The sequence below is a fragment of the Sphingobacterium humi genome (assembly GCF_009768885.1).
GTDB classification, from domain to species: domain Bacteria; phylum Bacteroidota; class Bacteroidia; order Sphingobacteriales; family Sphingobacteriaceae; genus Sphingobacterium; species Sphingobacterium humi.
This window is the reverse complement of the sequence record NZ_WSQA01000005.1, coordinates 102,386-127,602: the sequence shown is the minus strand read 5'-3', so window position 1 is coordinate 127,602 and position 25,217 is coordinate 102,386. Positions and strand designations below refer to the sequence as shown.

At 40.6% G+C, this 25,217-nt stretch carries 18 protein-coding genes; 12 read left to right on the top strand and 6 right to left on the bottom strand.

Annotation, left to right across the window (positions count from 1 at the left end; translation table 11 throughout):
* The first annotated feature begins 165 nt into the window (after nt 1-165).
* From GQF63_RS08320 to GQF63_RS08310, 3 genes are all read left to right on the top strand, one after another.
* Nucleotides 166-870 (top strand): LOG family protein, encoded by a 705-nt coding sequence (locus tag GQF63_RS08320; protein ID WP_160368765.1) that lies wholly within the window; start codon nt 166-168, stop codon nt 868-870.
* Nucleotides 871-876: 6 nt separating this feature from the next.
* Nucleotides 877-1,269, top strand: coding sequence for a lipocalin-like domain-containing protein (locus GQF63_RS08315; protein WP_160368764.1), 393 nt, complete (start codon nt 877-879; stop codon nt 1,267-1,269).
* A gap of 278 nt (nt 1,270-1,547) precedes the next feature.
* Nucleotides 1,548-2,798 carry a site-specific integrase gene (locus GQF63_RS08310; protein ID WP_099366020.1) on the top strand — a complete coding sequence of 417 codons (1,251 nt, stop codon included), beginning with the start codon at nt 1,548-1,550 and terminating at the stop codon, nt 2,796-2,798.
* Nucleotides 2,799-2,908: 110 nt separating this feature from the next.
* On the opposite strand, the gene GQF63_RS08305 is transcribed toward GQF63_RS08310, so the two are convergent.
* The 4 genes from GQF63_RS08305 to GQF63_RS08290 form a co-directional block, all read right to left on the bottom strand.
* Entirely contained in the window at nt 2,909-3,190 is a 282-nt protein-coding gene (locus GQF63_RS08305) for a helix-turn-helix domain-containing protein (RefSeq protein WP_099366021.1), read from the bottom strand.
* Complete coding sequence (locus tag GQF63_RS08300) at nt 3,187-3,483, bottom strand: helix-turn-helix domain-containing protein (RefSeq protein WP_082691723.1); 297 nt, start codon at nt 3,481-3,483, stop codon at nt 3,187-3,189. The genes GQF63_RS08305 and GQF63_RS08300 overlap by 4 nt, the downstream gene beginning before the upstream one ends.
* A 100-nt stretch (nt 3,484-3,583) precedes the next feature.
* Complete coding sequence (locus GQF63_RS08295; protein WP_059333860.1) at nt 3,584-3,967, bottom strand: hypothetical protein; 384 nt, start codon at nt 3,965-3,967, stop codon at nt 3,584-3,586.
* A 505-nt stretch (nt 3,968-4,472) separates the two neighbouring features.
* Nucleotides 4,473-4,967 (bottom strand): DUF3408 domain-containing protein, encoded by a 495-nt coding sequence (locus GQF63_RS08290; RefSeq protein ID WP_160368763.1) that lies wholly within the window; start codon nt 4,965-4,967, stop codon nt 4,473-4,475.
* 527 nt (nt 4,968-5,494) lie between these two features.
* Here GQF63_RS08290 and mobA point away from each other — a divergent pair.
* The 9 genes from mobA to GQF63_RS08250 all read left to right on the top strand — a co-directional run bounded on the left by mobA (nt 5,495) and on the right by GQF63_RS08250 (nt 17,702).
* A complete protein-coding gene (mobA, locus tag GQF63_RS08285; RefSeq protein ID WP_013597184.1) occupies nt 5,495-5,929 on the top strand; it encodes a conjugal transfer protein MobA in 435 nt (144 codons plus the stop codon).
* 4 nt (nt 5,930-5,933) lie between these two features.
* The gene (gene mobB / locus GQF63_RS08280; RefSeq protein WP_160368762.1) at nt 5,934-7,193 is read left to right on the top strand and encodes a conjugal transfer protein MobB; all 1,260 of its coding nucleotides are present in this window, start codon (nt 5,934-5,936) and stop codon (nt 7,191-7,193) included.
* A gap of 3 nt (nt 7,194-7,196) precedes the next feature.
* The gene (locus tag GQF63_RS19950; RefSeq protein WP_032132266.1) at nt 7,197-7,580 is read left to right on the top strand and encodes a DUF6660 family protein; all 384 of its coding nucleotides are present in this window, start codon (nt 7,197-7,199) and stop codon (nt 7,578-7,580) included.
* A 132-nt stretch (nt 7,581-7,712) separates the two neighbouring features.
* A complete protein-coding gene (locus GQF63_RS08275) occupies nt 7,713-12,071 on the top strand; it encodes a CusA/CzcA family heavy metal efflux RND transporter (protein ID WP_160368761.1) in 4,359 nt (1,452 codons plus the stop codon).
* An 8-nt stretch (nt 12,072-12,079) separates the two neighbouring features.
* Nucleotides 12,080-13,345, top strand: coding sequence for an efflux RND transporter periplasmic adaptor subunit (locus GQF63_RS08270; RefSeq protein ID WP_160368760.1), 1,266 nt, complete (start codon nt 12,080-12,082; stop codon nt 13,343-13,345).
* Nucleotides 13,346-13,356: 11 nt separating this feature from the next.
* Nucleotides 13,357-13,779 (top strand): Fur family transcriptional regulator, encoded by a 423-nt coding sequence (locus GQF63_RS08265; protein ID WP_160368759.1) that lies wholly within the window; start codon nt 13,357-13,359, stop codon nt 13,777-13,779.
* A gap of 47 nt (nt 13,780-13,826) precedes the next feature.
* The gene (locus GQF63_RS08260; RefSeq protein ID WP_160368758.1) at nt 13,827-14,531 is read left to right on the top strand and encodes a transglutaminase-like domain-containing protein; all 705 of its coding nucleotides are present in this window, start codon (nt 13,827-13,829) and stop codon (nt 14,529-14,531) included.
* A 22-nt stretch (nt 14,532-14,553) separates the two neighbouring features.
* Nucleotides 14,554-16,587 carry a heavy metal translocating P-type ATPase gene (locus GQF63_RS08255; protein WP_160368757.1) on the top strand — a complete coding sequence of 678 codons (2,034 nt, stop codon included), beginning with the start codon at nt 14,554-14,556 and terminating at the stop codon, nt 16,585-16,587.
* A 314-nt stretch (nt 16,588-16,901) separates the two neighbouring features.
* Nucleotides 16,902-17,702 carry an RteC domain-containing protein gene (locus GQF63_RS08250; RefSeq protein WP_160368756.1) on the top strand — a complete coding sequence of 267 codons (801 nt, stop codon included), beginning with the start codon at nt 16,902-16,904 and terminating at the stop codon, nt 17,700-17,702.
* Nucleotides 17,703-18,013: 311 nt separating this feature from the next.
* Here GQF63_RS08250 and GQF63_RS08245 read toward each other — a convergent pair whose 3' ends face one another.
* A complete protein-coding gene (locus GQF63_RS08245) occupies nt 18,014-21,289 on the bottom strand; it encodes a TonB-dependent receptor (protein ID WP_160368755.1) in 3,276 nt (1,091 codons plus the stop codon).
* A gap of 395 nt (nt 21,290-21,684) precedes the next feature.
* Nucleotides 21,685-24,903 carry a TonB-dependent receptor gene (locus tag GQF63_RS08240; protein WP_160368754.1) on the bottom strand — a complete coding sequence of 1,073 codons (3,219 nt, stop codon included), beginning with the start codon at nt 24,901-24,903 and terminating at the stop codon, nt 21,685-21,687.
* Nucleotides 24,904-25,217: the final 314 nt, after the last annotated feature.

Genomic DNA, 25,217 nt, shown 5'->3' with positions numbered 1-25,217 from the left:
TTTACTAAATGTAGCTATTGCCCAACAAAATTCAAAATCAGGTCGCTACTTTAGCTCTTATTTTTTTAAAGTTTCCGTAACTTATTTTCCATAATATTCGGGATAAATCTTATATTACGATTAAAGTGACGGCTTTTAGGGCTTAGTTACCATTAACAAAACAGTATGACAAAAGACGACGAAATCAGAAACTCCTTTGCCAATAAAACCTGGCAGGAAATAAAAGTAAAAGACTCCTGGCAGATCTTTAAGATCATGTCCGAGTTTGTAGATGGCTTTGAGAAATTAGCAAAAATTGGCCCTTGTGTATCCATCTTCGGGTCTGCAAGAACCCCCGACGAGCATAAGTATTACCAGATGACCGTAGAGATCGCCCGCCTGTTGGCCGAGCGTGGCTACGGTGTTATCTCAGGTGGAGGCCCCGGCATTATGGAAGCCGCCAACAAAGGCGCCTATACCGCCGGTGGTAAGTCCGTAGGGTTAAATATCGAATTACCGCACGAGCAGTTCCACAACAAGTACATCGACCGCGACAAGCTATTAGAATTCAACTACTTCTTTGTGCGCAAGGTGATGTTTATGAAATACTCCCAAGGATACATTGTATTGCCTGGCGGGTTTGGCACCATGGACGAATTGTTTGAAGCCATTACCCTCATCCAAACCGGCAAGATTGCCCGCTTCCCGATTGTATTGGTAGGTTCGGAGTATTGGCATGGCCTTTTCGAATGGATCAAAGGCACCATGCTGCATAATAAATACATAAGTGAGGAAGATTTAATGCTCTACCGCATGGTCGATACCGCGGAAGAAGCTACTGAGCATATCTTTAGGTTCTACGATAAGTACTTGTTAAAACCAAACTTCTAATCGAGCATGATGACAGAGAACAAGCTTTACAACTACCTATTGGGTAAGTGGCACCTCTCCTTTCGGGGTGCTCAAATAGGCGATAGTATGCAAGAAGATTTTCATCCCGACTGCGAAGGTAAGACCTATTATCAATTCCATGCCGATCAAACCGGTGAAGATCAGTTCTACATCCAGCAAGACGGGAACTGTGAAGAACAAGAAAAAGGAAGTTTCGCCTGGGAGTTGCGCGACAACACCTTAATCCGTTTGGAAAACATTGCTGAAGACAACCTGGTTGCTGTTGCCGAGTATGACATCCTCCAGCTCAGCGAGCAGGAAATGGAATGGCAGATTCGTATTGAAGCCGACAAAGAACAAGAAGAAATGCTGTATATCATGCGCTGGAAGCGCGCTTAATTTAGCTTTATATAAAATAAATTTTCAGTAAAAATACATCAAAGATTAGAAACAGGCAAAGCGGTTGTAAATAAAGACTTTACAGCCGTTTTATGATTTTTTGGTAATGAGGTAAAAAGCAGTAAAAAGCGAGGTTTGGCAAAAGTAAGGTTACTAAAACGTTACTTTTGAAAACAGAAAATAACCCTAATAAAATACTGTATTTCAGCTTTCTGCATAATTTTTCATATTGTTCCGTAGCTCACATAAGTTTAATTTTATCATTAAGAATTGTGAGTATGGAAACGACAAAAAAATCAACATTTAAGGTATTGTTCTACCTTAAAAAGAATGCTCCGAAGAAAAACGGAAAGGTTACGGTTATGTGCAGGATTACTGTAAACGGCAAGCAGTCTGCATTCAGTACTAAACTGGATATTTCCGCAACAAATTGGGATTTGAAGTACGGCAGGGTTTTGGGCAAGAGCCGAGAAGCACAAGAGGTAAACGGCAAACTTGATAAAATCCGTTTGGGTATCGAGGAATGCTATTCCAAAATCTTAAAAAACGAGGGGGTTGTAAACAGTGCCAAACTTAAAAACGCCTTTCTCGGTATGGAAAGCGGAGAACTGACTTTTTTCAAGTTCTATGAACAGTTCCTTTCCGATTATGAAAAAAAGGTAAACAGCGGACTTCGGGTAAATGGCACACGCAGTAAGTACAAAATACTTTTAAAGCACCTGCGTAATTTTGCACTGACAAAATACGGCTACCCTGACTTATCATTCAACGACCTTACTTCTGATTTTGTGCAGGAATTTGATTATTACCTGCGTGACGACCAAGGTTTGACACACAACACCATTTGGCTGTATATGATTGGATTTACCACGCTCTGCCGATTGGCAATGAGCAGAAAGCATCTTGCCTTTAATCCGTTCAGCGAGTACAAGAATACCAAAAAGGACAAAGACCGTGGCTATCTGTTGCGGAACGAATTGGAACAGCTCGTAACGTTCAACTGCGAGAAAAAGAAAGACGAATTGGTTAAAGACCTGTTTGTTTTCAGTTGCTTTACAGGGCTTTCCTATTCCGATATGAAAGGGCTTAGAAACAGCAATCTTCAGGATTTCTTTGACGGCAACCAGTGGATTATTGTACGCAGGAAGAAAACGGCTACATCATCAAATGTGATGCTCTTGGATATAGCGAAAATGATTATTGAGAAATATGCAGGATTTACAAAGGACGGAAAGGTATTTCCTGTACCATCAAATACAGTTTGCAATGATAGTTTAAAGCGTATATCCCAATTGATTGACTGCCTAAAAGAAAAGAAAGTAACCTTTCATTTGGCACGCCATACCTTTGCCACTTTATTTTTAAGTGAGGGTGTTCCGCTCGAAAGTTTAAGCAAAATGTTAGGGCATAAGAATATTGCCACCACACAGATTTACGCCAAAATTCTCAACGAGAAAGTTGGTAAGGATATGCAGAAGGTATCGCATAAATTTAAGGGTATGGAACAGTCTTTTGTGGCAAGCCTGTAACTTATATCATAGTTCCTTGAAACAGCACAGCCCACCGTTTTTTAAGCGGTGGGCTGTTTGTTTAATTGACCGATACGGTTACAGTTTCAGAGCATTCTTTTTTTTAACGGCTAACGCTGATAGTTATCTTCCAATACCTTGATAATATCGCTTTCACGGAAAAGGATTTTCCGTTCGAGTTTAATAAACGGTATCAGTCCGTCATCTCTGTACTGTTGCAGTGTCCGTTTACTGATGTGAAGCATCTCGCAGACCTGTTCGCCTGACAGGTAGATTTCCCCTTTTAAAAGTGGGTGGAAATATTCCCTGATATACAGCAGTTCATTTTTGATGCCTACCACAGCTTCGAGCAGTGCAAACATATCTTCGTTTGAATCTCCAATCTGTTTCATTTCTTCTGCTTTTTTAATGGTCGCTCTCCCTGCATCAGTAATTCCACTTCGGATAATCTGAAATACGTCTTCCGATTGATTTGCGTTGCCCCAAGAATGCCTTTTGCCCTGTACGTCTGCAATGTTCGTTTGCTGATGTTCAGCAGTTGGCAGGCTTCCTGCTGGTCGAGCCATTTCGTTGCCTGTTGCAATGCCTTGTAGGGTGCGGTCATTTCCTTAATCAATAAAGAAACTTCCTTAACTTCCCTGTTCAGTGCTTTTAAAATCTGAATGTCTAAAACTGTTATTTCCATATCTGCATCATTTAAACCTCGAAAATAAAAGCTATTTACATAGGTCATCCTAATGTTGCATCTGATGGCGGTATTTGGCGTACAGTTGCCAAATGCGGTATTAAAATCCCAGTTTTGGTTTATTGTTTTTCGGGCGAGCCTGTTGTGTTTTGACTGTATTGTCCATTCTCAAGGCAGGCTTTTTGTTAGGCTGTACAGTCTGGCTTTTTTCATCGTTTTTGAAATCCGAACGCATAACCGTTTTTGTAGCACCAATTACGCTTTCGGGCTGGGCAGGCTGTTTTGGCTGTTCGGCACGTCTGCCACCGAACAGCCTGTTCCAATTTATTAAGCCTTTTGTTTCCCTGAACTGGCGTTTAAAATTGGCGATGAAATTGGAAATCGGGTCGCCCTGCTTATCAACCTGCATCAAAGGGCTACGCTCTTCTTCCTTGATTTGTACTTTCTCTTTCCGCTCCTTGTCGGTTGTTGCTTTTTGTGCCATAGTTTCAAAATTTCCCCCAATATAGAACACAAGGGAATGTATTTTTTCCTTTGGCTTTATGTGGCAGTATTTGGCTCGTATTGGCACAATGTAAATGGAAAGCAATCCTCAAAACACTTTAAATTTTCCTCGCAAAGCCCCTTCACATTTAAAAAGTTTTGTACGGATAAGGGAAAGCATACCAAAAACACCCCATCGTTAGCCCACACGTGTTTTTTGTACCCTTTCATTATATTAGAATGGGATTAAAAAAAGAACAAAAGGTAGCAAAGATAAGGCGGACACCCACCGCACCGCCCAACCAAAAGACTACGGCATAATGGCAGGGCAGATAAGGTGGCTTCGCCGAGTTTTTTTGTTGCCCTGCCACCCTTCGGGACTTATTCCGTTTCCTTTTGGTTTTAACGCCTGTCCGCCTTGTTTGAATGGCTTTCTTTTTTTTCTGTTTTTTTGTTTTGGAAAATAATTTTAGGAGAGAGAACGTACCACCCACCACGTATATTTATTAGAATAACGGTTTGTGTTTCTCGTTGTAGATTTCCCTAATCAATTCACCAAACTCCTGAAAGTGGTATTCGATAATATTGTCCAGATACGCATAAATCGTCAGTTTGTCGATGCCCATAATATTGGTGAGCCTGTTAAATGTTTCGTGGTGTTCCTGCCGTACATAGACCGATTTCCCCCTGCTTGCTGTACTGTTCGGAATTTTAAAGAACTGTCCGTAGTAATCCTCTTTGGTCAGCTTCTTTGGCTTATAAATCATCTTTTTTGTATTACTCGCAGGTATTTTTGTATGTTGCGTTTCAGTTTCCGAAGGTTCTTCGCCTGCCATTACACGCATAATAGCTTCCTCATCTACTTCGGGTTTGGCAAAGTCTTCCCGATGTGTTACTACCTGTTGTTCCGTGAATGGTTGCTTCTTTTCATCAGTTAGGAAATTTTCAATAGAAAAATCCTCTGTTTTGGGTTGCTGTTTTTTGTTTTCTTCGTGTATCATATCTATCGTTTTTAATATTGTTTCAAATTAGTTGTTTGGTTAGATGAACAATTAGTTATACATATCATTGGACAGATGCAACTATCTATGTACCTACATATTTTTCATTAGCTAAAAAGCCAGTGGATTTCCAGCAATCACTCACGCTGATTTGCTATCTAAATTTATGCTGTTTAGTTACTTCATTAAGGGTATAACCAATCAGCCAGCTAACCATATACAAAGGAAATAAAAGCAGTCCAAATCTGCCATAAGGGGGCATTCAGTGGCACTATTTGGCGTTTATTGTCGTGTTTATAAATAGCTGTTATTCAAACACTCTTACCGAACTTTGTAATAGAAACGGTTGATTTTTTCGGCTAACCCTAATCCGTTTGCAAAACGGATTTTTCTGAACCCCTGTTCAGAGCAAGTTATCTTTTGAGGTACTCGAAATGAATTTCGGCACTCAAAAGCACTTGCCCTTGCAGGGAGCTGAAAACCGCTCCGAAGTCGCAGTTTTGTTTAACATTAGAAATGGATTTATTATGGAAGAAAAGAACAGTAAACAAATTAGGAAAACAGGGAGAAAACCGAAGAATGACCCTGCCGTACATCGGTATTCTATTAACCTGAATGCAGAGGAAAACGCCAAGTTCCTTGCCCTCTTTGACCAATCGGGGATAAGTGTAAAGGCACATTTCATTACGGCTTGCATCTTTCAAAAGACCGTAAAGACCGTAAAAATTGATATGAATGCGGTAGAATACCACGCAGGACTGACCAAATTTTTCAGTCAGTTTCGAGGAATAGCAACCAATTACAATCAGATTGTAAGGCTATTGAACGCCAATTTTTCGGAGAAAAAAGCATCTGCATATCTCTATAAATTGGAAAAACAGACCGCAAAAATGAAAGAACTGTTGCTAAAGGTTTTAATTCTTACCGACAGATTTGAAAAGCAATATCTACATAAAGAGTAAAATTATGATTGCAAAAATCGGAAAGGGAAGCAATATGTACGGAGCGATTTTGTACAATCAGCAGAAAGTGGACAGGGAAAACGGAGCGGTTTTGTTGCTGAACAAAATACCCGACACAATGGACGGCAGGTATTCCGTAGCGTATTTCAATAAATGTTTTGAGCCGTATTTGTCTGCAAACATCAAAACAGAAAAAACGGTACGGCATATTTCATTGAACCCAGACCCGAAAGACGAGGTAAGCGATGAGCAGTTTACGGAAATGGCACAGGAATATATGGAACGTATGGGCTACGGAAATCAGCCTTATATTGTTTTCAAACATACGGACATTGACCGAATGCATATCCATATCGTTTCGACCTGTGTAGGCATTGACGGTAAGAAAATCCCCGATGATTACGACCACCCACGTTCAATGGCAATCTGTCGGGATTTTGAAACGAAATACAACCTGCACAAAGCAACCGAGCAGGAGCAGAAACAAGCCAACAAAGTTTTCAAACCTGTGGATTACCACAAAGGCGACATCAAAAGTCAGATTGCTTCGGTAGTACGGCATTTGCCGAAGTATTACAGCTTTCCGACTATGGGAAGCTATAATGCTTTATTGTCGCTGTTCAACATCACAGCGGAAGAAGTCAAAGGCGAGCGGAACGGTCAGCCGGTAAACGGATTGGTCTATGTGGCAGTGGACGAAAACGGAAACAAGGCAAGCAATCCGTTTAAGGCATCGCTTTTCGGAAAAGACGCAGGAGTTGCACAACTACAAAAGCATTTTGAACAGTCAAAAGAGAAAATGAAAACCAATCCTGTAAGGTCAGTTTTAAAGAATACTGTTGAATTGGCTATGCACACGACAAGCAACGAAATAGAATTTAGAAAACAATTGACCGAACACGGTATTAATACGATTGTTCGCAGAAACGACAACGGACGGATTTACGGAGTAACTTTCACTGACCACGAGAGCCGTAGTGTATGGAATGGTTCACAGTTAGACAGAAACCTGTCTGCAAATGTTTTTAACGATTGGTGGAACAACGGCAACAAACCCGAACTGAAAACACAGGATAACCCTCTTTCCAAAACGAATACAATAGACAACCAACCAACGAAAGACCTTTTTGAGTTTATCCCACAGGAACATTCTCAGAATTTCGATATAGGATTATTCAGCCTTTTACCTGATGCACAAGGCGTGGATTATAAAGAAGAAACATTTGCTAAACGGATGAAGAAGAAAAAGAGACGATTGCAATAAACAATGCAATGCCATTGCATTACTTTTTTACTAACTTTGCAAAAGAATATGAAAGTCTTTTACTCCATATTGGCAATTTATATGATGACGGTATTTTTAATGCCGTGTACCGATATGTATGAAAAGGACAACTTTCAAAACCATAACCATTCGGAAGAATTAACCCATCAAGGAAGCCACGACCATCAGGAAACAACTGATATGTGCAGTCCATTTTGTTTATGCGGTTGTTGTGGAATAGTTTCAGGTATAGTGCTTCAATGGAATGTATACAGCTTAGTTAAGGCGAAGACTTTTGACCTTTCTAAGCCTAAAGTTTATTATAAATGTACCTTTATATCCCACTATCTGGGGGGAATTTGGCAACCGCCAAAGATTAATGCATAATTTTTAATGTTTTAATGATTATAGCTTTTTGCGTACAGCAACAAGCTGAATGTTTTGGGTCATACTTCGTATTTCTCGTATTCATAATCATTGCAATTTATCATTAATTATTCATCATTAATCACAATAGAAGTGTTAAATAGTATTATAAAATTCTCTATAAAGAATAAGTTCATTATAGGATTGATGACCTTGTTTCTCATCATTTGGGGGGTATGGAGTGCCAAGCAAATCCCCATTGATGCCCAACCTGACATTACAAACAATCAGGTTCAGATTATTACCCTGTCGCCTACATTGGCAGGACAAGAAGTAGAACAATTAGTAACATTTCCCGTAGAGCAAAGTATCGTTAATCTTCCAAAAGTAGAAGAGATAAGAAGTGTTTCAAGATTTGGATTATCTGTTGTAACCGTTGTCTTTCAAGATAATGTCGATATTTATTTTGCACGACAGTTAGTAAGCCAACAGCTGAAAGAAGCACAAGACCAGATACCTGACGGGATTGGAACACCTGAACTTGCTCCTGTCAGTACAGGTCTTGGCGAAGTGTACCAATATATTCTTCATCCCAAAGAAGGCAGTGAAGACAAATATTCCGCAATGGATTTACGGACAATGCAGGATTGGATTGTCGCCAGACAACTTTACGGTACTCCGGGAATTGCAGAAGTTAATAGTTTCGGCGGTCTGCTCAAACAATACGAGGTATCCGTTGACCCTAACCGCATCAAAGCGATGGACGTCAGTATCTCCGATATTTTTACTGCACTCGAAAACAACAACCAAAATACGGGGGGCGCTTATATTGATAAGAAACCCAATGCATACTTCATTCGGGGAATTGGTTTAGTCACTTCACTGGAAGATGTAGGTAATATTGTTGTTAAAAATACGGAAAGTGTTCCGGTATTCATCAAAGATGTAGCAAAAGTACAGTTTGGTCACGCTACCCGATACGGAGCAATGACCTATAACGGCGAAGTAGATGCTGTGGGAGGTATTGTAATGATGCTCAAGGGAGAAAACACCGCCACGGTCGTAAAAAACATCAAAGAAAAAATACCGGTTATCCAACAATCTCTACCTGATGATGTGGTCATAGAACCCTATTTGGATAGAATGAACCTGATAGATAGAGCGATAAGTACTGTCGAAAAAAACCTAATTGAAGGTGCATTAATCGTAATATTTGTATTGATTATTTTCTTAGGGAATTTCAGGGCAGGTTTAATCGTCGCATCAGCTATACCGTTATCAATGCTTTTTGCATTGGGAATGATGAGGTTATTTGGCGTAAGTGCCAACCTGATGAGTTTGGGAGCTATTGATTTCGGATTGATAGTGGACGGTTCGCTGATTGTTGTTGAAGCCACAATGCACCATTTGGGCTTACGGAAATCCACACAGAAACTTACGCAGACAGAAATGGACGAGGAAGTGTATGAATCTGCAAGAAAAATCCGTACAAGTGCGGCGTTTGGAGAAATTATTATCCTTATCGTGTATATCCCTATCCTTACTTTGGTCGGTATAGAGGGGAAAATGTTTACGCCAATGGCACAGACCGTAAGTTTTGCCATTTTGGGAGCATTGATTTTGTCCTTTACCTATATCCCGATGATGAGTGCCTTGTGTCTGTCTAAGAAACCGATTACCAAAAGGAATTTTTCAGACAAAATGATGGACTATCTTCAAGGGGTTTATAAGCCTTTGTTAGAAAAAGCCATTCGGATAAAATATGTGGTTATTGCGGTTGCCGTTGGACTGTTTACCATAAGTATATTTCTATTTTCACGGATGGGCGGAGAGTTCCTGCCAAAATTAGGCGAGGGCGATTTTGCTTTCCACTGTATCCTCCCACAGGGAACATCGTTAAGCCAAAGCGTGGAAACCTCTATGCAGGCATCTAAAATAATCAAGGAATTTGACGAAGTAAAAATGGTCGTAGGCAAGACAGGTGCTGCCGAAGTACCGACCGACCCGATGCCTCCGGAAGCTACCGACCTGATGATTATACTGAAACCGCAGGACGAATGGAAAAAAAAGAAATCGTATGATGAGCTTTCCAATGAAATGATGGAGAAACTCGAAGTTATTCCGGGTGTATTCTTTGAAGCTAACCAGCCGATACAGATGCGGTTCAATGAACTGATGACAGGTATCAGGCAGGATGTAGCCGTGAAGATATTCGGGGAGAACCTTGACAGCCTGTTGATTTATGCCAATAAAGCGAATGCCATTATCCAAACGGTAGAAGGTGCGACCGCTCCGCAGGTAGAACGGATAGCAGGTCTTCCCCAAATCAATATCGAATACGACCGTACCCGAATAGCCAACTATGGCTTGAATGTACAGGAGATAAACGATATTGTCAGTACAGCGTTTGCAGGTAAATCAGCAGGCGTAGTGTATGAAAACGAACGTAGGTTTGATTTGGTCGTACGGCTTGATGAAGCACACCGCAGTTCCATCGAGGATGTAAGTAATCTGTTTATTCCGCTTCCGAACGGAGAGCAGGTTCCGCTTTCGCAGGTTGCCAACATCGACTACAAATTAGGTCCCGCACAAATCAGCCGTGAAGACGGTAAACGCAGGATATATGTGGGCTTCAATGTGCAGGGGCGTGATGTAGCAAGTGTTGTCAATGAAATTCAGGATAAATTGGCGGAACAGGTTAAACTCCCGACAGGTTACTATTTTACCTATGGCGGTCAGTTCGAGAACCTCCAAAAAGCTACCGACAGATTATTGATTGCAGTGCCTATCGCACTACTTCTGATTTTTATCCTACTGTATTTCACGTTCCATTCGTTCAAGGAAGCCGTTTTGGTTTATACAGCTATCCCGATGAGTGCCATTGGAGGCGTGTTTGCCCTTTTGTTGAGGGATATGCCCTTCAGTATATCGGCAGGTGTTGGGTTTATCGCCCTGTTCGGTGTCGCCGTTCTGAACGGGATTGTACTGATTTCCACATTCAACAGATTGGAAAAAGAGGGCTGGAACGAGATTATCCCGAGGATTATCGAGGGAGCCAAAACAAGGCTAAGACCAGTATTGATGACAGCATCGGTAGCAAGTTTAGGTTTTTTACCAATGGCATTGAGTACAAGTGCAGGTGCAGAAGTGCAGAAACCATTAGCAACGGTGGTTATCGGCGGATTGATTTCAGCAACAGCATTGACACTGTTCGTACTGCCTTTGCTATACCTTGTATTTATGAGAAATCACAAGCCTACAAAAAATAATAAGATGAAAGCCATAACACCACTATTGTTGCTGTTTGCGTTCTTAGGCTTTTCTCAAAACAGTAAGGCACAAAATCCGGTAAATGTAGATAGAGCTATCGAAATAGCTATGGAGAACAACCCTCAGCTACGTTCCAAAAATATGGATATTCAATCTGCCCAAAGCCTTAGCAAGACGGCGTATGAACTACCGAAGACCGATGTAAACTTCCAATACGGGAATAATGAGGGATTTGAATATAATGACGGTTTCCAAATTTCACAGACCATTCCCTTTCCGACACTCTTTGGGGCAAAGAAAAATCTTGTCAAAGAGCAGGTAAAAGGTCAGCAGTGGGCGAAGGCTCTGACAGAAAACGAACTGAAAAAACAGGTAAGAACCTATTATTATCAGTTGGAATATTTGGAGCATAATGCTTCGGTTTTAAAGTATCTTGATAGTATTTATGTAGACTTTATCCGTGTTGCGGAACTCCGGTATAAAACGGGAGATATAGGTAAATTAGACGTTAATACTGCAACTACCAAGAAAGGGGAAATAAGTCTTTTGTATCAACAGAACGAGGTTTTAAGGCAGAACGCCTATCAAAGCCTTAAAAATCTGATGCAGACACAGGAAGATTTCTTAATAGAACCTCAACCGGATTATACACCATTGCTGTTAAGTTCTTTCATTGACAGTTCGGCTGTTGCAAATCATCCGAGCATCCAGCTATTGTACCAAGAGGCGAAAATTGCCGAACAGAACAAGAAATTGGAACGGGCAAACAGCCTGCCTGATTTTACGTTCGGCTATAATAACATATCGCTGATAGGAATGCACAGTAAAAATGGTGTAGAGCAATTTTATGGCAGAGGACAGCGGTTTAGTTTTGTTGATGTAGGTATTACAATCCCCATTTTTACAACCACCAAAGCAAAAATTCGCTCGCTTGATTACAAGAAACAATCATTGGAATTAAATGCGCAATGGCAGGAACAACAGCTTAAAACGGAATTGGCAAACGCCTTGAAACAATACGAACAATATGTAGCGCAGTTTACCTATTTCAAGGAGCAGGCACTTCCCAATGCTGATGAGATTATCAATGCTGCAAAGCTGGGGTACAGTACCGGAGATATTTCTTATGTGGAGTACCTATTTGCCTTGCAGACAACTACCGATATTCAGCTTAATTATTTAAAGAGCATACAGCAAATCAATGAGGCTGTAACGCTTATCCATTCATTAATCAGCAAATAATACAATATATGAAACGTATCATAAATAATATAGTTTTTGGCATTCTTGTCCTCGTAGCATTCTTTGCTTTCAACGCCTGTACAAATAATCATAAAGAGGGCGATGGGCATAATCACGGAACGGAAGCAGAAACAACAACGGACGAACACGAAGAAGAAGACGAAAATGTTGCAGTGCTGACCGATGAGCAGATGAAAGCCGTGGGTGTTGAAATCGGTTCAATTGAACAGAAGCAATTATCCGCAACATTGAAAGCCAATGGTGCATTGAGAGTTCCCAACAGCAACAAGGCAAATGCAACTTCAATGTTTGGCGGCGTTATCAAATCCCTCAATGTGGAGATAGGCGATTTCGTAAAGAAAGGTCAGGTCATCGCCACTATTTCCAATCCGCAATTCATACAATTACAGGAAGAATACCTAAGCATCAATAGCCGGATAGAGTTTGCAGAGCAGGAAGTGGTAAGACAAAGAGAGCTGAACGAGGGAAATGCAGGTGCAAAGAAAAACCTGCAAAGTGCCACTTCTGAATTGAATACGTTGAGAACACGTAAGTCCTCGCTGAACCAGCAAATCCAAATGATGGGCATTAATCCGGCTTCCTTATCAAATTCCAGCCTTAAATCCTCGTTGGTCGTTACAAGTCCGATAAGCGGTACGGTAAGTAACGTTTTTGCCAAAATCGGAAGCTATGTAGATGTGTCTTCGCCTATTGCCGAAATAATAGAGAACACAGCATTGCACTTGGATTTACAGGTTTATGAAAAGGATATTCCCCTAATCAAAATAGGTCAGAAAATAGATTTTGTCGTAACTAACAATCCTAATAAGACCTATTCTGCCGAAGTTTATAGTATTGGTTCATCTTTTAGCGGAGAGAGTAAAACCATTGCCGTTCACAGCAAAATTACCGGAGATAAAACAGGATTGATTGACGGAATGAGTATAACCGGAACGGTAAGTTCAGATGATGTGCTAAGTACGGCTGTGCCAAACGATGCGATTGTCAATGCAGATGGGAAATATTACATCTTTTTGGTCAAGGAGCAGGAAGAAGAACCACACGACCACAAAGAGAACGAGGCTCACGACCACGGTTCGGAAAAAGGAACTCAATTTGTAAGAGTGGAAGTCGTTAAAGGTGCTTCTCAATTGGGTTACACGGCGATAACGCCTGTAAGTGAAACTCCACAAGGTACACATATCGTGGTAAAAGGTGCATTTTTTGTGAATGCAAAAATGGATGATACAGGCGAGGATGGTCACGGTCACTAAAATAGTATATAATGAAAAAGAACATTGAACAAAAGCTGTTGTCAAAGAATACTAATCCGACCAGTATGCGGATATTGGTGTACGATTTTTTAGAGAAACAGCAAACAGCGATGTCCTTATCTGAAATCGAAAGCCATTTTTATAAAGCAGACAGGGTTACGATTTACAGGACTTTGAAAACTTTTGAGGAAAAAGGCATTGTACACAGTATTCAGGAGAACATTACGGTTAAGTATATTTTGTGCCACGATGGGTGTGATGAAGAAACGCACAAGGATTGGCACTTACATTTCTATTGTAAGATTTGTAAACAGACAACCTGTAAGGAGGATTTTATAATACCGCAGAATGGAAGTCAAAATTACCGTATTGACGAAATAAAATTATTTGGTAAAGGTATTTGTGAGAACTGTTTAAAGGAGAGTTTGCAATAGCATTGCAGGCTCTCCCTGTGTACCTTTGTTATAAATATAAATGTGTTATGGACAACTATCTTAAAGAAACAAAAATCCTTGACTACTCAAACGTTTCCATACAAGAGTTATTGGAACAAAGAGGGTGGAAAGATTTGGACACTGTTTCAAGAGTTAAAGCCATTTACAATTTTGTCAGGGATGAAATAAAATTTGGCTATAATGTTTCGGACGATATACCTGCATCAGAAATTCTGAAAGACGGTTACGGACAGTGCAATACCAAAGCAACTTTGCTAATGGCGTTATTAAGAGCAACGGGAATACCTAACCGTATTCACGGTTTTACCATTGACAAAGCCTTGCAAAAAGGAGCTATTACGGGTATTTGGTACGAACTTTCACCTAAGAACATCCTGCATAGCTGGGTTGAAGTTTGGGTAAACGAACAATGGTATTTTTTAGAGGGTGTGATTTTGGATAAACCTTATCTCACAAAATTACAGGAACAGAACAGTGATTGCAAGACCACTTTCTGCGGTTTCGGGGTTTATACAGATAATTTTGAGAACCCACCGATTGAATGGAACCTCAACAATACGTTTATTCAAGACAAGGGTATCAATCAGGATTTTGGTGTATTTGTCACGCCCGATGATTTTTATTCAAAGCACCAGCAAAAGCTAAATGCTTTTAAGCGGTTTATTTTTCGCAACATCGTGAGGCATATAATGAATAATAACGTGGAAAGAATAAGAAATAAAAAAGTGTAATAAATCTAAAAAATTAAAGGCTATGATAAATACAGATAAAAATCATAAGCATACCTACGATGCACAAGGCAGAATGACTTGTTGCACACAGGAAGAAAAAATTTACACCCAAGCAGGTGCAAAAGAGTTGGTAAATGAAAAGCATCAACACGACCATAGCGATGATGACGGACACGACCACAGCCATAGTGAGAGTAGTCCAATTCAACTATTTTTGCCGAGTATAATATCATTGGTATTGTTGCTTGTTGCCATAGCATTTGATAATTGGCTTCCACAGCAATGGTTTACGGGTTGGGTAAGGATTATTTGGTATGTGGTTGCGTATGCTCCCGTTGGGTTTCCCGTATTGACAGATGCCGTGAAAAGCATCAGAAAAGGGGAAATCTTTTCAGAGTTCTTTTTAATGGGCATTGCCACTATCGGGGCATTTACCATTGGCGAATACCCGGAGGGTGTTGCCGTGATGTTATTCTATGCCGTTGGAGAAGTTTTTCAAACAATGGCTGTTTCGAGGGCAAAAGCAAACATCAAATCATTGCTCGACCAAAGACCTGATGAGGTAACGGTTTTACGAAACAATCAGCCTGAAACCGTAAAGGCAGAAACCGTGAATATCGGCGAAATAATACAATTAAAACCGGGAGAAAAATTAGGTTTGGACGGAGAATTATTATCTGAAACGGCATCGTTCAACACCGCAGCACTCACAGGCGAAAGCAAACCCGACACCAAAGCCAAAGGCGAAACGGTTTTGGCAGGTATGATAAACCTTAATACCGTTGCACAAGTGCAGGTTACAACCGCATATACGGATAGCAAGTTGAGTAAAATTTTGGAATTAGTACAAAATGCTACTTCGCAGAAAGCACCAACGGAATTATTTATCCGCAAGTTTGCAAAAATATACACGCCTATTGTCGTGTTTTTAGCCATAGCCATTTGTTTAGTGCCTTACTTTTTCGTAGCTGATTATGAATTTAAGGATTGGTTATACAGAGCTTTGGTATTCTTAGTTATTTCTTGTCCGTGTGCCTTAGTGATAAGTATTCCATTGGGTTATTTCGGGGGCATTGGAGCAGCGAGCAGAAACGGAATACTGTTCAAAGGAAGTAACTTTTTAGATGCCCTTTCCAATATCCAAAATGTGGTAATGGATAAAACCGGTACAATGACAGAGGGCGTTTTTAAGGTTCAGGAAGTGGTATTTGACAAAGCATTCAATCAAGACGAAATCCTGCAATTGGTCAATGTTTTGGAAAGCCACAGTACGCACCCCGTAGCGACAGCCATTCACGAATACGTCGGCAAACCGGATAATAAAATCCGCTTGGAAAATACGGAGGAAATCGCAGGACACGGGTTGAAATCAACCGTAAATGGTAAAGACTTATTGGTCGGGAATTTCAAGCTGATGAACAAGTTCGGGATACAATACGATTTAGACCCGAACAGCATCGTTTATACGACTATTGCCGTTGCTTACGATAACAAATTTGTCGGTTACATCACTATTGCCGACAGTATCAAAGAAGACGCACAGGAAACCATAAATCTATTGCATAAGCTCAATGTGAAAGCTACTATGCTTAGTGGAGATAAAAGTACAGTGGTAAAGTATGTAGCGGAACAGTTGGGGATAGACAATGCTTTCGGGGATTTACTGCCCGAAGATAAAGTGAACAGGGTTAAAGAAATCAAAGCCAAAGGCGAAAGCGTTGCTTTCGTCGGCGACGGTGTGAATGATGCTCCCGTTGTGGCATTGAGTGACGTAGGTATTGCAATGGGCGGTTTGGGAAGCGATGCCACTATTGAAACGGCGGATGTGGTCATACAAGATGATAAACCAAGCAAAATTCCTGTGGCAATCAATATCGGGAAACAGACAAAGAAAATAGTTTGGCAAAATATCACATTGGCATTTGTAGTAAAAGGTATTGTATTGGTGCTTGGTGCAGGTGGATTGGCTACAATGTGGGAAGCTGTTTTTGCTGATGTGGGTGTAGCATTATTGGCTATACTGAACGCAGTACGAATACAGCGAATGAAATTTTAGAGGGCTTGAAGTTTTAAGTTTTGAAAAAGAAACGGAAAATACGTAATAAGAAATATACCCCCAATCGGCATATTTTCAGAAAGGAAAAACCTATAAAAAATTCGTTATCCAATATTATTAACTGGATAACGATATTTTTCCTTTCTGCAATATTGATATTGATAATTTTTATTGTTGCCCGTCATATTTATCAGCATTATTCGGGCGAGGTTCCTCAACATCAGCACAGACACAAGCATCATCATCATTAATATAACGAATGTCGGGAAAACACTTTTGAAGAGGTATGTATAGTCTATTAAAAATAACTTAAAATGGACGAAACGAATAAATTTTACAACGAAACACTGAAAAGGCTGGAAACAGCAATCAACGGATTGGAGATTGAAGCCGACAACCTTTTACATCAGATAGAAGCCATTATTTCTACTATTACCCAGTGCCTGTCCGAAGTAAAGGAATATGTACTAAAAACAGGGTTCAGGGATGAAGAAGCGGAAATCTGTTTTTTCAAACATCAGAAACCTGCCATTGTTGCAAAGCTCATTTATTACAATTCCATTTATAAGATTGAAGCCAAAAGACCTTATGGCGGAAAAGAAGTTTTGGAAGAATATTTCAATAAAGAATTATCAAAACTCAAAATATCCAACAGCACCTATCTTGACCATGCTTATTTTGTTCGTGGCAATCATAATGTTCAATTGAATTTGGACACATTCTATTTTGAAACCGACCACAGTTTTTCCACTTCCCACGATTACAAAGTAGCCAAGATTATTGCCAATGATTTGATACAGGACTACCTCGAATACCAACTATCAAAAACAGCCGTAGGCGACAAATCGAATGCCCTGCCAAACCTTCATTGGACAGGAAGTAAGACCGCTTTAACCGAATTGATTTACGCACTACATTCGCAAGGTATATTCAATAACGGCAATGCGGATATTAAACCAATCGTCAAAGTCTTTGAAAGCACCTTTAATATTGATTTGAGAGATTTCTACCATACATTTTTGGAACTCAAACCACGAAAGATAAACCGTACCAAGTTTTTAGATACCTTAAAAGAAACCCTTATCAGAAAAATGGACGGACAGGACGAAAAATAGCAATTGTTCTATCAGTATTATGTAAAAAGGACTTTGTTAGGTTCTTTTCACTTGTCCTGTAATCCACACAGGGAATAAAATGTTTATTCGTTTTTGAGAAACAAATATTTTGTATATTTGCTATTGAGCTAACGGAAACACGTTGAAAAGCAAAGCAATAAGCACCGTTACCAAATCGTTACCTTATAATCTTCGATTATCGATATAAAAGCTTTGTATTCAACCGATACAGCTTTTTCCTGAAAACTTTAAAATAAAAATCCCCTCAAGCAAATGCTTGAGGGGATTTTTTATGCGTATTAACCTTAGTCTTAGTTGAATGTAAATTTCAAACCAAACTGCATGTAATACGTTGAAGTAATAGACTCGTTGATGTAAGTAGTCGATCTAACGGCGTCACCATTTGAGTAACCAATTTGGAAAGCAGGTTTAACTGTTCCATCAGGTTTGATTGATGAGGTATTCGTAGGTCTCAACAAGATATTGTTCGAGCTTTTGAATACACCCCAGCTAGAGTTCAACAAGTTACCTACGTTGATCACATCCCAGTACACTTCTAATCCATTTTTACCACCAGCGATGTTGTTCACGATTTGTTGTGATAAACGGAAGTCGAATTGATGTCTCCAAGGCATGATACCACCGTTTCTTTCTGCATATTTCCCCTTACGAGATTTTAAGTAGTCATCGCCATCCACTAAGTTGAAGAAAATATCAGACTGTTCTTGCGCCGTGAATGCTTTGTTACCGTAGTTATTGTTACCTGCAGCAATGTCAACGAAAGTGATTTCAGAAGGATCATTCGGGATGTAAACTAAATCGTTTGATACCCCATCACGGTTGAAGTCATTGTTGTAAGCATAAGAGATACGTCCTGTAGAGGCTCCTGTGTAGAACAAGGACATTTTAGTAGTCAAGTTCTTAATCCAGGTATTCTCGTAAGATACATTACCGATTAAACGATGAGGAACGATGTTCGATGTGTAAGACAAAGAAGGCATGTTTGAGTTACCGGCAAATTGGTATGGAAGTCCCCATAAGTTTGCAATTTGGTCACCCGCACCATCACCATAGTTTTTCGCTCCAGAGTGGGTATAAGCTACCATTCCTGTAAATCCTTCATTAAATGATTTCTGTAATTGAAGGGTTACCGAGTAGTAGTGTCCACCTTTAGCATTGGTCATGTAAGTTGGCGTGAAAGCACCAGTAGCTGTGCTGCTAGCGATACCACTCTTATCCAATTTGTGAATGTATTTATCTACGTTCGCATTCGGATAGATATAACGGTGATCACCATATCCACTGATGTTCATGGCTGTTGGCTCTACCAAGTTCACGTTTTTCGCCACTACAGCATTGATATCTTTGTTGTAAATCGCTTCAACAGTAGCTTGGATACCGAAAGGTAATGAATAATCTAAAGCTAAACTAGATTTCCAAGTAGAAGGGAATTTCAAGTTATTATCCATTGCAGAAATGTTGCTCGGAATAAATGTTCCTGCTTCAGGCTTATCTGCTGGGTAGTTTGCTTTGATATCTGGGCTGAAATTAGGCACATCTGCACCAGTTTTAACGGTTGTTGCTTGCAACATACCCGCATCACCCGATTGTGCTACGATCCATACGTAAGGGATACGACCGGTGAATACACCTGTACCACCACGAACGATTAAGGAACGATCGCCAAATGCATCGTAGTTAAAGCCTACACGAGGAGAAACCATCACGCGAGTTTTCGGCATTGCTCCTGTATTCAAGGTTAAGCCATTTGCAAATTGCAATTTCTCTACCAATGGATGCGTTTTCATTTCTTCCACATTTGGATAGATAGGCAATTCAAAACGGATACCGCCAGAAAGTTTCAATTTACTATTTACGTTGAACTGATCTTGCAAGAAGAAAGACGCTTGATCAAAACGGAAAGAAGGGAATGCTTGAGAACCATCTGCTGTTAATGGATAAGTTAACACATAGTTTGCTGCTTTGTTACCATTAACGAAATCATCCCAAGAGTTAAACAAGTAGTAACCTGCACCAAAACGTTGGAAACCGTTTTTCGTGGTACTGGTTTCGTATTGTAAACCATAGGTAAAATCGTGTTTACCGTAGGTATAGTTACCATCCCAATAAGCCGACATGGTTTGTACGTCACGTAAGTTACCGTAGGTGAAAGGCTCGTACCCGAAAGTAGTAATGATGTTATCACCATCTTTAATATCTACTAATGGGAAATCAGAACCCGGGGTTGAACGAGGTTCGTTTTGGTTAACGTAAGTTAAACGAACGGTATTATTCGTATTTCCCCATTTACCGGTATACTCTGCTACCCCTGAGAATAAGTTGTTTTCAGAGAAGTAGTTGGAGTTCGAGAATTGAAGGGCGTTATTTCCTGTTCTGCTCAATCCAGAAAGGTTTGAACCTGTGAAGGAGTTACTTAAATAAGAAGGCGTTTTACCTTTTACTTGGTTGTAACGGAAGTTTACTTTGTGATTCTCGGCAATATTCCAGTCGATTTTCGCGAAGATTTTATCGTTGTTACTTTTGTTAGAATAGCCTTGGTATGCACCTGGATCATATCCGTAGGTGTTTTTAAGGTAATCACTAACGGTATTCATGAAGTCAACCGTTGGGCGAGCCACGTTTGTATTGCCACCACCATAAGGGTTGTCGGGTGTTGATGCAATTTTCGTTGGGCCTGGTTCTGTTGTTTTATTTTGCTCGATGTTTACAAAGAAGAATAATTTATTCTTAATGATTGGTCCACCTAAGCTTACACCGTATTGTTTTTCTTGTAAATCAGCGAAAGGCACTTGTTTGTCGCCTACGCGTGTTCCTTGTTGTTTGTCAGAACGACCTGTGTAGAACGCAGAACCGAAGAATTCATTTCTACCAGAACGTGTAACCGCATTGATGGCCGCACCGGTAAAACCAGATTGTCTCACATCAAATGGCGTAACGTTTACTACAATCTGCTCAATCGCATCGATAGAGATTGGCGATCCACCAGCAGGCATGTTTTGACCGATACCAAATTGGTTGTTAAAGTTAGCACCATCCACGGTAAAGTTATTCGCGCGGTAGTTACCTCCACCAATAGCCGTACCATTTGCTTGTGGTGTAAGTTTCGTTAAATCGTTCACACTTCTTGTAATCGAAGGCATGTTTTCAATTTGACGTCTTCCTACAACTGTAGCAGTCCCATTTTTCTCACTTTTCAATCCTCTTCTGGTCACTACAACCTCATCCAACGTGGTTGCGGCATCGCCAAAAACAGGGTTTAACACAAATGGTTGTCCTAATTGTAAATAAACATCTTCATAAACAATTGGATCTTGTCCTACGTAAGTTACTTCAATACGATAAGGACCACCAACACGCATGTTGGAAAGGTTAAAGCGTCCTGCATCGTTTGCGGATCCCGAGTAAGAAGTTCCCGATGGAAGGTGGACTGCTTTAATTGTAGCACCCGAAGTAATGTTGCCATTGGTTTGTGTCACAACACCTTGCATGCTACTGGTGGTTACTTGCGCCTGGATTGTACCATAACTTGCAAGTACCAAAGCAAAGAAAAGTAAAGATTTCTTCATAGAGTTTGTTTTGTTACCGCTGCAAAATTAGAAAGTAAAAGCATGTTTTAAACATCGTTAACATAAACTTAATATCCTAACAGCCATTTCCTTAGCTTCTTTTGGCAGAAAGGAATAAACCGAATTAGTAATCATGACAACTTTTTACACGGAAGCCCGTATATATTTGAAATTATCTTAAAGAAAGCAGTGTATTTTTGATAGTTTAACAAAATTTAACATTTTCCACAATGTGGAAAAGTTTTTTTACTTTTTCAGCAAAGCAGCTTCATTTTCGGGGAAAAACGTAACGAGAACGGGAATTTTCCGGGATTTTGCCGCAGAAAAACCAACAACAAAAAGGGCCACTCTTTCGAGTAGCCCTCTTTGATGCAAAACCTACAAAAAGATATTGCTTAATTAAAGATATAGCGAACCCCGAGTTGGGCAGACCAACGTGAGGTGAAGTTGCTCACCGTATAAGGTTTATTATCTTGTAAATTAGCCATGCGATACTGAGGAATATTCGTGCCTTGTTGGTAGCTATCAAAAATAATCGGACGGGAACTGTTATCCCAATAGCTGGTACTACCGGAATATTGTTTACCCCAGTTTTTATTGATCAAAGCACCTACATTCATCACATCTACCGACAATTGGATGGTATTTTTCTTACCCCCTAATTGGGTAAATAAATCCTGCACAATCTTCAGGTCAAATTGATGCGAGAAAGGCGTACGGTCGCCATTACGTTCTGCATATTTCCCACGGCGTTCGTTCAAATATGGATTTGCTTTAATAAAGTTGTCCAACTCTGTCCATTGCTGTGCTGCCGACCTATCCTTCAAATCCACAAACTTGATTTCACTTGAATTTTTAGGAATATACATCAGCGAAAACTGATTGCCCGAACCGGAAGTATAACGTCCAGGGTCACCCGCAATCATATAAGAGAAGCGAGAACCTGCCTGTCCATTGTAAACTAAAGAAAGCGTTGTACCTAAATGCTTGATATATTCTTTATGGTAGGATACAAAACCAACAATACGACTACCCACACTGAACGGGTTATGACCTAAGGTAATATTATTAGAACCATTGATTGTTCCGGTACGGAAGAAGGAAGATTGATTCTGGGAGGAAGAACCTGAGAATAAATCTTTAGACTCTGTATAGGTATAAGCAATGGAACCAAATAGTCCATCTTTAAAGCGTTTCGAAAACTGTACCGTTCCAGACCATGAGTAGCCTTTATTTACATTATCGATATAAATAACCTGCGTATAATTTGGTAATACACGTTGCGCCCTGGCGCCAGAACCATACAACAAGCGGTTATCCGCGCCTTCTAATTGGCCAATAGGCTCGCGCATATTTAAATCCGTAAAACGGAAACTGCTCAGGTTTTTCGAGAAAATAAAATCGGCAGTCGCCTGTACGCCCCATGGCAATTGATAGTCCATACCAAAGGATGAGCGTGCAATCTGCGGCAAGCGCAAATGCTTATCCAACACAGAAATATTACCCGATGGCTTAAACTCGGCGGTACTCTTTGCCTGTTTGTTCGGATCTGGTTCAAAACGGATATTCGGCACATTCTTATCCTCAACATTTTGTTGCACCCCACCTAGCAATACGCCACTCTGGGTAAAGGCACCAGATGACCATACAAAGGGAAAGCGAGAGGTAAATAAGCCCAAGCCACCACGCAAGACCAAGGAACGATCTTCTTTCACATCCCAGTTGAAGCCTACGCGTGGCGACCACATAAAGGCAGCTTTTGGCATACGATTCGTTTGCACATCATAGCGCGTTGCTAAAACCGAGCTGTTGAAGTCTTTATTTTCTAGCGGACTAGAGGTATAGATTGGAATATCCAGGCGGATACCTCCTGTTATTTTTACATTGGAAGCCAACTGGTATTCATCTTGCACATAGAATCCGAGTTGTAGAGCCGAAACATCAGCGCCTTGTTTTGGGTCACTCGTATTGCTATAGGCATACTGATAGCGGCTAGCCAAACGGCGTTCAAAATTCTCGATCGCGGTGTATGGCTTTTTCGTCGCCTCGTTTATATCTGTTTGCGGTGAATTCGTGAATTCATAACTACCGAAAGCATTCCCAATGAAACCATTGTATATTTTATAAAACTCATTATGCGTACCAAAGGTGATGGTATGGTTGCCTTTATAAAGCGATAAATTATTGGTTAAGGTATAGATATCCTGGTTCAATTGGTTGATGGTCGAATAAGCCTCAGGCCCCATATTAATAGTACCATAGTCCATTTGAATGGCTACCCTTGGAAAAGGATTGCCCGAAAAACCACGGGGTTCCCGAACATTGGTATAGCCTACAACCAAGTTATTGGATAACACATTACTGAATCGACTGTTTAATTCCAATACCGCAGAATGCGTATCACTCTCTCTTAACACCCCGCCATTGGCAAAGGTTATCGCTCTTCTGGACCGACCTAAGCCTAAAGAACTCCCCTTCACATAGCTATACCGTGTGGTTAGGCGATGGATATTGCTGAGGTTAAAATCAAAACGGGTAAAAATCTTCTCCGATTTGCGGTCTGTTTGCTGATCCAAATAGCTGCCCGGTTCATAACCATAGCCATTCACGACCTTTTTCAGTCTTTCTAAATCGGCTACTGGAATTTGTGAACCTTCCGAACCGGGTTTAAAACCGATAGGTGTTAAGTTTTCGGTTCTTTCATAATTCACGAAAAAGAAAATCTTATCTTTTAAGATAGGTCCACCAATACGAACACCGTATTGATTTTCCTTGTAATCTTCCACCTTAGTACGCACCTGGTTAGCGAATAAAGCCGCCGGAGGCGTCATCCCTGTTAGGTTTTCATTCCGCATATAGTAATAAACCGACCCTTTAAAATCGTTGGTTCCTGAACGTGTTACTGCAGAAATACCACCGCCGGCAAAACCGCCAAGACGAACATCATAAGGTGCAATCTGCACATTGATCTCCTCAATGGCATCCAAGGATATTGGCGACGTACCTGTGCTGGCACCATTGGTACCGGCATCGTTCAAGCCAAACACATCATTACTCACGGCACCATCAATGGTCAATTGGTTAAAGCGGTTGTTCATCCCGCCAATAGAAATGGCATCCCCTTTCACATCGGCTTGCGGTGTTAAGCGAACAAAATCTTTAAACCCACGAGAGATTGTCGGTAAGCCTTGCAGCTGACGCTGGGAGATTTGGGTACTGGCTCCTGTGCGTAAGTTCCGACCGCTGCCACCGGCATGCACCTCCACCGCATCTAAACGACGCACCTGCTCACCAAAAACCGGGTTCACCTCAAAAGGACGACCCAATTGTAAGTAGACATCCTCCAGCACAATAGGCTCTTGTCCCATATGACTGATTTCTAAACGATAAGGACCTCCCACACGCATGCCCACCAAACTGAAGCGACCTGCGCTATTGGAAGAACTTTTGTAAACCGTTCCGGAAGGTACGTGCGTCGCTTGAATCGTCGCCCCTTCCATATGAACACCGTTCTCCTGTTTTACTAAACCCGTGACGCTACTGCTGGTCACCTGCGCCTGCAAGCTTCCAAAACATGCAACGAAAAAGGCAATGCTGAGTAATTGTTTTCTCATATTACAGTTTTTAAATTACAGGTTAAAATTAAAAAGTATTTCGATAAGAAATAGCTATTAACAAAAACTTAATATCCTAAGGCGAGGGTTCAATTATTGTTTTAAGAAATAAAGGAAATGGTTTATGAAAGAGATGGAAATGCTTCGGGCTAGTTCCCTTTCACTCCCCTTTCAAACCCTTTTTAACCCCCTTTCAAAGCCCTTTGCAATAAGGTGAAATTGGGCGGTGATTTGGGGGAGGTTGTGGGAAGGTAGGTTTGTCATCGCTCTTTTATCGTTTTGTCATCACTCTGTCATCGCTTTGTCATGGTGAG

Bases quoted from the DNA above. Each gene is read 5' to 3' on its own strand.
- GQF63_RS08295 (WP_059333860.1), bottom strand. From the start codon at position 3,967: ATGGCACAAAAAGCAACAACCGACAAGGAGCGGAAAGAGAAAGTACAA.
- GQF63_RS08320 (WP_160368765.1), top strand. From the start codon at position 166: ATGACAAAAGACGACGAAATCAGAAACTCCTTTGCCAATAAAACCTGG.
- GQF63_RS08300 (WP_082691723.1), bottom strand. From the start codon at position 3,483: ATGGAAATAACAGTTTTAGACATTCAGATTTTAAAAGCACTGAACAGG.
- mobB (WP_160368762.1), top strand. From the start codon at position 5,934: ATGATTGCAAAAATCGGAAAGGGAAGCAATATGTACGGAGCGATTTTG.
- GQF63_RS08240 (WP_160368754.1), bottom strand. From the start codon at position 24,903: ATGAGAAAACAATTACTCAGCATTGCCTTTTTCGTTGCATGTTTTGGA.
- GQF63_RS08305 (WP_099366021.1), bottom strand. From the start codon at position 3,190: ATGAAACAGATTGGAGATTCAAACGAAGATATGTTTGCACTGCTCGAA.
- GQF63_RS08310 (WP_099366020.1), top strand. From the start codon at position 1,548: ATGGAAACGACAAAAAAATCAACATTTAAGGTATTGTTCTACCTTAAA.
- GQF63_RS08290 (WP_160368763.1), bottom strand. From the start codon at position 4,967: ATGATACACGAAGAAAACAAAAAACAGCAACCCAAAACAGAGGATTTT.
- GQF63_RS08315 (WP_160368764.1), top strand. From the start codon at position 877: ATGATGACAGAGAACAAGCTTTACAACTACCTATTGGGTAAGTGGCAC.
- mobA (WP_013597184.1), top strand. From the start codon at position 5,495: ATGGAAGAAAAGAACAGTAAACAAATTAGGAAAACAGGGAGAAAACCG.
- GQF63_RS08250 (WP_160368756.1), top strand. From the start codon at position 16,902: ATGGACGAAACGAATAAATTTTACAACGAAACACTGAAAAGGCTGGAA.
- GQF63_RS08265 (WP_160368759.1), top strand. From the start codon at position 13,357: ATGAAAAAGAACATTGAACAAAAGCTGTTGTCAAAGAATACTAATCCG.
- GQF63_RS08270 (WP_160368760.1), top strand. From the start codon at position 12,080: ATGAAACGTATCATAAATAATATAGTTTTTGGCATTCTTGTCCTCGTA.
- GQF63_RS08255 (WP_160368757.1), top strand. From the start codon at position 14,554: ATGATAAATACAGATAAAAATCATAAGCATACCTACGATGCACAAGGC.
- GQF63_RS08260 (WP_160368758.1), top strand. From the start codon at position 13,827: ATGGACAACTATCTTAAAGAAACAAAAATCCTTGACTACTCAAACGTT.
- GQF63_RS08245 (WP_160368755.1), bottom strand. From the start codon at position 21,289: ATGAAGAAATCTTTACTTTTCTTTGCTTTGGTACTTGCAAGTTATGGT.
- GQF63_RS19950 (WP_032132266.1), top strand. From the start codon at position 7,197: ATGCAATGCCATTGCATTACTTTTTTACTAACTTTGCAAAAGAATATG.